Raw genomic sequence first — 6,000 nt, forward strand, 5'->3', positions numbered from 1 at the left:
TGAGATTGTTATCACAAAAAGATGAGTTTTTTTGCTAATTGTAGTAATCTATCGTTGCTAAAAATGAGTCTGCCTTCTAAATCAAAGGGCAGCGTTAAGCTTTGTATATTTGCAATTAGGAACGATGAATATGAAAAAATTGTTAGCAATGACTGCAGTAGCTGCCTTAACTTTGTCTGCAAATGTATTTGCTCAAGAAGGTGAAGCTATTTACAATAAAGCGTGTCAAGTATGTCACAGCATGGGTGTGGCCGGAGCGCCTAAAGTTCATGACGCTGCGGCATGGGAACCACGTCTAGCAAAAGGTTTAGATGCCTTAGTTGGTTCGGTTAAGTCTGGTTTAAACGCAATGCCACCAGGTGGTATGTGTACTGACTGTACCGATGAAGATTACAAAAACGCAATTCAGTTTATGTCTAAGTAGTTTTCAACTAAATCAAAAAACCGGCTTTTATAGCCGGTTTTTTTATGGGTTAATTTCAGTGATGCTAACTGAGAACATCACTAATATTACACAATACTATTGCACTAAGGTATCCAGAGTTAGTGCAGCATTATCACCCACTTTAATGGCTTTAATGGTACCCTTTAGGTCTCCAGGTTGCGGTTTCACGCTGCCATTTTTTGACAGTACCGCAATTATTTCGACTTCTTGTACTGAGCTCAGTGTGACATCGCCACCCATTGAAGTACTATCATCTAATGTGATTGTTGCAGGTAAACTGCTAGCACTGATTTTAGTTGCAGCTAACGGTACTTTTGGACCTTGCGTTGCTCGTGCGAAAATAAACACAGTATCGCTATCGGCCACTTTGTCTGCTAATTCTGGAGCAATAGAAACTTCAATTGCGACTGTCTTCGCATTGCTCGTAACTACTGGCTTTTGAGTTGAATCACCATTAGGCATTGCCGAACCTTCATTAAGGCGCATGTTTGCAGATTCAATTGCATTCATTAATGCTGTTCTATCAACATCATCTCGATCGCTGTCTAAGATCATCTGCCAAGCATTGATAGCTTTGTTGTAGTCAGCGGTAAAGAATGCATCCATGCCAACAAGAAGTAGTGTAGAGGGGTCTTGTGGGTCTAACGCTAAAGATTGATCAATCACAGCTTGAATCGCCGGCGACATCTGCTGATTTGCTTTATAGTATAGCGCAGTCGCTTTAGGCCCAAGGAGTTCAGCTTGCGTGCCGACGAGTTCCATTACCTTATCAAATGCGCCAATGGCTTTATCATATTGGTTGGCAGATATATAAGCATGACCAAGGCTAAACCAAGCTTGGCTATCGTCTGGCTGTGCCTGCACTTTTGCTTCCATCATTTGTACCCGTTGCGACATTATTTGCGCCGGATCCATGCCTTGATGAGGGTTGCTTGCTTGAGGAGGATTGGCTAATTCGTTATAAGCACCTAAGTGTTGATATAGGTAACCGGAAACAGCCAATAAGCACAAGGTCATAAAAGCAGGCCATAATGCGTTTTTTGATTTAATTTCTACATCAAGGGAGTCATCACCTTTTTGTTGCATGTCCTGAAGTAGATTTATCTCTAATTCTTTCTTTAATGCTTCGAATTCGACTTGATCCAAAAGCTCGTCATGTAATTCTTTTTCAAGAATTGTTAACCGCTCAGCAAAAAGTTCAAGGTTAGTTTGTCTACGAACGCCAGACTCTTCGGCTTGTAACAGTTTTGTTTGGCGAAAGTGTGGAACCCAAATCATGATTAGGCCGATGAGTACGACAAGCGCAATAAAAATCCAAAATGTGGTCATTATGTCAATATTCACTTTTAGGTTAACAGAGAAAGCGGCATTTACCGCAGTGCTTGGAACTTCGATTATACGTAAAGATTATTAATTGAATAGTAATATAAGGAAGATATGAATCCAAATCCTGATAGTTGCGTACTGGTTCACAGATTGAATGGTTTGACTAACTAATAGCGAAACTTTATATCAGTAATACTGTCAGACAAGTTGCCAAAAAAATTCGTTTTGGTTGAATCGGTGTTCATAATGAGACTGGTGACCCAATTTTGTACGAAAATGGCAGACATATGTCATAGCAAGTTCTAAAATGCGTTAAAATTCGTTTAAGCTAATGTGCGTATATTAGTTTCATCGCATTAATTAGTACTGTCGTGATTTGTTTGTTTCAGATCCGCTAATTTTTTTAGACTAAGGAATACCCATGATTCCAGAACTTGGACATTTCTCGCTAATTCTCGGTTTGGCTTTTGCCTTACTGCTAGCTAGCGTGCCGTTATATGGTTCCGCACGTAAAGACCAGTATCTTGTTCGCTATGCCTGGCCACTGACATACGGAATGTTTTTTTTCATCAGTCTCTCCGTTATAGCACTAGGGTACAGCTTTGCTGTTGATGATTTCTCTGTGGCTTATGTCGCCCATCACTCTAATTCTCAACTACCAATATTCTTTAAAATTGCGGCGGTATGGGGTGGTCATGAAGGTTCATTATTATTCTGGGTATTCGCGTTGTCTGTATGGACTGCATCAGTAGCACTATTTAGTAAGGGCTTAGAAGAAGTCTTTACCGCAAGGGTGTTATCTGTTTTAGCGATGATTGTTGTTGGCTTCAGTTTATTTATGATCCTTACATCAAGTCCATTTGAACGGATATTTCCTATTCCTCTAGAAGGGCGAGATTTAAATCCAATGTTGCAAGATGTTGGCTTAATCTTCCACCCACCAATGTTGTATCTAGGGTATGTGGGTTTTTCAGTCTGTTTTGCCTTTGCTATTGCAGCCCTCATGAGTGGCAGACTTGATTCTGCTTGGGCACGCTGGAGTCGTCCATGGACATTAGCGGCATGGATATTTCTAACTGGCGGTATTTCACTTGGTTCTTGGTGGGCTTACTACGAATTAGGTTGGGGCGGCTGGTGGTTCTGGGACCCAGTTGAAAATGCATCATTTATGCCTTGGTTAGTCGGTACTGCTTTAGTGCACTCATTAATTGTGACGGAAAAGCGTGGGGCATTCCGTAACTGGACTGTATTGCTGTCTATCTTTGCCTTCTCATTAAGTTTACTCGGCACCTTTATTGTACGTTCTGGTGTGCTTACGTCAGTGCATTCATTTGCAGCAGATCCAAGTCGTGGTTTGTTTATCTTGCTGTTGTTAGGTATTGCCATTGGTGGTTCGTTAACTCTGTTTGCTTTCCGAGCCAGTGAAATGAGCAGTCCAGCACGATTTGAGCTTAAATCGAAAGAAACCATGTTGCTAATCTGTAATGTGTTACTCACTGTTGCTGCAGGTACTGTGTTGCTGGGTACGCTTTATCCTTTATTGATAGATGCATTAGGCATGGGCAAGATTTCCGTCGGACCTCCATATTTTAATGCTGTATTTGTACCTATCGTATTAGTGCTATTTGGCTTTATGGGTATTGGTCCAATTATTCGCTGGAAGAAATCTAAAGCAGGCGAAATTAAAAAACAGTTACTTATTCCAGCTATTATTGCATTAGTTACCGGTGTCGCTGCTCCATTTATTGCTGGTGGCCAATTTAATGCTTGGGTGATGTGTGGTGTGGCTGCTACAGCATGGATCATGCTATCCACTTTTCGCGCTGCTTATAATATGGTGAGCGATAAAGAAGGTGGTATTAGTCTTAATCGAATTGGCCGTAGTCAATTGGGAATGCTCTTCGCTCACTTTGGTATTGCTGTGTCGGTAATGGGGGCTACTATTGTCTCTAACTATTCGATTGAAAAAAGCGTCCGTATGGGCCCAGGTATCAGCCAAGAACTAGCAGGTTACACATTTAAGTATTTAGAAACTAAAAATGTTGTCGGTCCTAACTATACCGCTCAACAAGGTCAGATTGAGATTTACAAAGATGATGAATTTATCACTTTACTCAAACCTGACCGTCGTCAATACAATGTACGGACTATGGATATGACTGAAGCGGGTATTGATTGGGGATTATTCCGCGATTTATATGTCACTATGGGTGATCCCATTAGTTTAACCGAGTTTGCGGTGCGTCTTAATTACAAACCGTTTGTACGTTGGTTGTGGTTTGGATCAATCTTTATGATGATTGGTGGCTTCCTGGCAGCATCCGATAAGCGTTATCGTGTAAAGCAAGCTGCGACAGATGAAGCAGTAAAAGCAAAATTAGCGACTGCTTAATATACTCGGAGACATTATGAAGAAGTTTGTACTGTTTATACCTTTGGTTATATTTTTGGGTATGGGCGTGTTTTTATACAAAGGATTATTTCTCAATCCTAAGGTGCTTGATTCTGCATTAGAAGGAAAGCCAGTTCCGGCTTTCCAACTTGAGCGCTTAGAAGTGCCTAGTGAAGTGTTAACTGAGAAAGATCTTCCAGCAAAAGTGTCTATGTTGAACTTTTGGGCAACTTGGTGTCCAGCATGTAAGTATGAGCATCCTTATTTGATGATGCTGTCTAAACGTAACTTGTTACCTATATATGGTATCAACTATCGTGACGAGAGAGCATTAGCTGTTAAGGAGTTAACTACTCAAGGTGATCCATACACAGTGAACATCTTTGACAAAGATGGCCGCTTAGGTCTTGATCTTGGAGTATATGGAGCACCGGAAACTTTTATAGTCGACCATAACGGTATTATTCGTTATCGCTATGCCGGTCCTATAGATCAAACGGTATGGACACAAACCTTGTATCCAATGATCCAGCAATTACAAGCTGAAGCTAAAGTCGATGGAGCATCGTAATGAAATTCATATTTAAAATGATGGTGGCTTGTACGAGTTTACTTTTTACTCTGACGGTAATGGCGACACCTGTTGATACTTATGAATTTCAATCGGCAGATAATCAACAAAGAGCATTGTCACTAGCGCATCAATTACGGTGTCCGCAATGTCAAAATCAAAACTTAGTCGATTCAAACTCTCCAGTTGCGCAAGATTTACGTCTTGAAGTGTATACGATGGTCGATAATGGTAAGTCAGATTCAGAGATTATTGAATTTATGACCAGCCGCTATGGCGATTTTGTCTTATACAATCCAAAGTTAGATTCGAAAACTTATATTCTATGGCTTGGTCCATTTGGGTTACTTGTTTTAGGTCTCTTTATTGGTTTTATCTTTGTGCGTAAGCAACGTATACAGGCATCTGAATCGACAACCTTGTCAACAGAGCAACAAGCTGAGTTAGATGCGTTATTAAATCGTAGTAAGACAACTAAGTAACCGATTGGAGTATTAACTTTGAAACAGTGGTTTGCGTTTATTTTCACTAGTCTCATTCTTATGGGGACAGCAGGTCCGGTAAATGCATACCCAGGCATGCAGGCTGCGGCCAAGCAAACCACTGAATCAACACTCGATCGCATAAACATATTGCCGCAACCATTCCCAATTGCGCTAGTCGATTTTACTGATCTTGTTGGTCAGTCGGTTAACTTTGAACAATATAAAGGTAAAGTGGTTGTTGTGAATCTTTGGGCTACTTGGTGTCCACCTTGTGTTAGAGAACTTCCAGCACTCGATCGATTAAATCAAACTCTAAATGCACAACATTTTGCTCTACTGCCTATTTCTATTGATGCTGAAGCTGTGACTATTGTGCAACCATTTTTAGAGTCTCTTGGATTAGGCCGGTTTAATTCGTATTTCGATCCGCAACAACAACTACGTGATGTCTTCCCGCTTGATACGATACCTGCAACATTTATCTTAAATGAACAAGGTGAGCTGGTGGCTTATGTTCGTTCGTATGTCGATTGGGACGATTCAAATGTGGTGACTTTCCTTGAACAGTTCCGCCAGAACGCTAAAGAAGTACAATAAACCGTCATAAAGTCGCTTAAAATACGAAAAAGGATCGCTTTTGGTGAAAAGATCGCCAAGCGATCCTTTTTTATTAAAAAAGGCCTTGCGCAAAACCGTGTGGTGCCTATAATGCGCATCCACTGACACGGCAGACAGCGCAAGCGGTTACTGAGTCAGGTTGAATTAAGTGCTTCAAAACACT

6 protein-coding genes are annotated in these 6,000 nt (G+C 40.9%); 5 read left to right on the forward strand and 1 reads right to left on the reverse strand.

The window, feature by feature from the left end:
• Positions 1 to 130: 130 nt before the first annotated feature.
• Complete coding sequence (locus tag HNW13_RS23115) at positions 131 to 424, forward strand: c-type cytochrome (RefSeq protein ID WP_101084809.1); 294 nt, start codon at positions 131 to 133, stop codon at positions 422 to 424.
• Between the two features lie 96 nt (positions 425 to 520).
• On the opposite strand, the gene ccmI is transcribed toward HNW13_RS23115, so the two are convergent.
• Entirely contained in the window at positions 521 to 1,774 is a 1,254-nt protein-coding gene (gene ccmI / locus HNW13_RS23120; RefSeq protein WP_101084810.1) for a c-type cytochrome biogenesis protein CcmI, read from the reverse strand.
• A 418-nt stretch (positions 1,775 to 2,192) separates the two neighbouring features.
• On the opposite strand from ccmI, the gene HNW13_RS23125 reads away from it, so the two are divergent.
• The 4 genes from HNW13_RS23125 to HNW13_RS23140 are packed head-to-tail and all read left to right on the forward strand — an operon-like array spanning position 2,193 to position 5,816.
• The gene (locus HNW13_RS23125) at positions 2,193 to 4,163 is read left to right on the forward strand and encodes a heme lyase CcmF/NrfE family subunit (protein WP_101084811.1); all 1,971 of its coding nucleotides are present in this window, start codon (positions 2,193 to 2,195) and stop codon (positions 4,161 to 4,163) included.
• Between the two features lie 16 nt (positions 4,164 to 4,179).
• Positions 4,180 to 4,734: a DsbE family thiol:disulfide interchange protein gene (locus HNW13_RS23130; RefSeq protein WP_011635673.1), complete on the forward strand. Its 555-nt coding sequence runs from the start codon at positions 4,180 to 4,182 to the stop codon at positions 4,732 to 4,734.
• Complete coding sequence (nrfF, locus tag HNW13_RS23135) at positions 4,734 to 5,216, forward strand: heme lyase NrfEFG subunit NrfF (RefSeq protein WP_192116509.1); 483 nt, start codon at positions 4,734 to 4,736, stop codon at positions 5,214 to 5,216. Before HNW13_RS23130 ends, nrfF begins: the two co-directional genes overlap by 1 nt.
• Before the next feature lie 60 nt (positions 5,217 to 5,276).
• A complete protein-coding gene (locus tag HNW13_RS23140; protein WP_182745079.1) occupies positions 5,277 to 5,816 on the forward strand; it encodes a TlpA disulfide reductase family protein in 540 nt (179 codons plus the stop codon).
• Positions 5,817 to 6,000 lie beyond the last annotated feature (184 nt).

Origin of the sequence: Shewanella sp. BF02_Schw, from assembly GCF_014596695.2 — a bacterium.
In the GTDB taxonomy this organism is placed as follows: domain Bacteria; phylum Pseudomonadota; class Gammaproteobacteria; order Enterobacterales; family Shewanellaceae; genus Shewanella.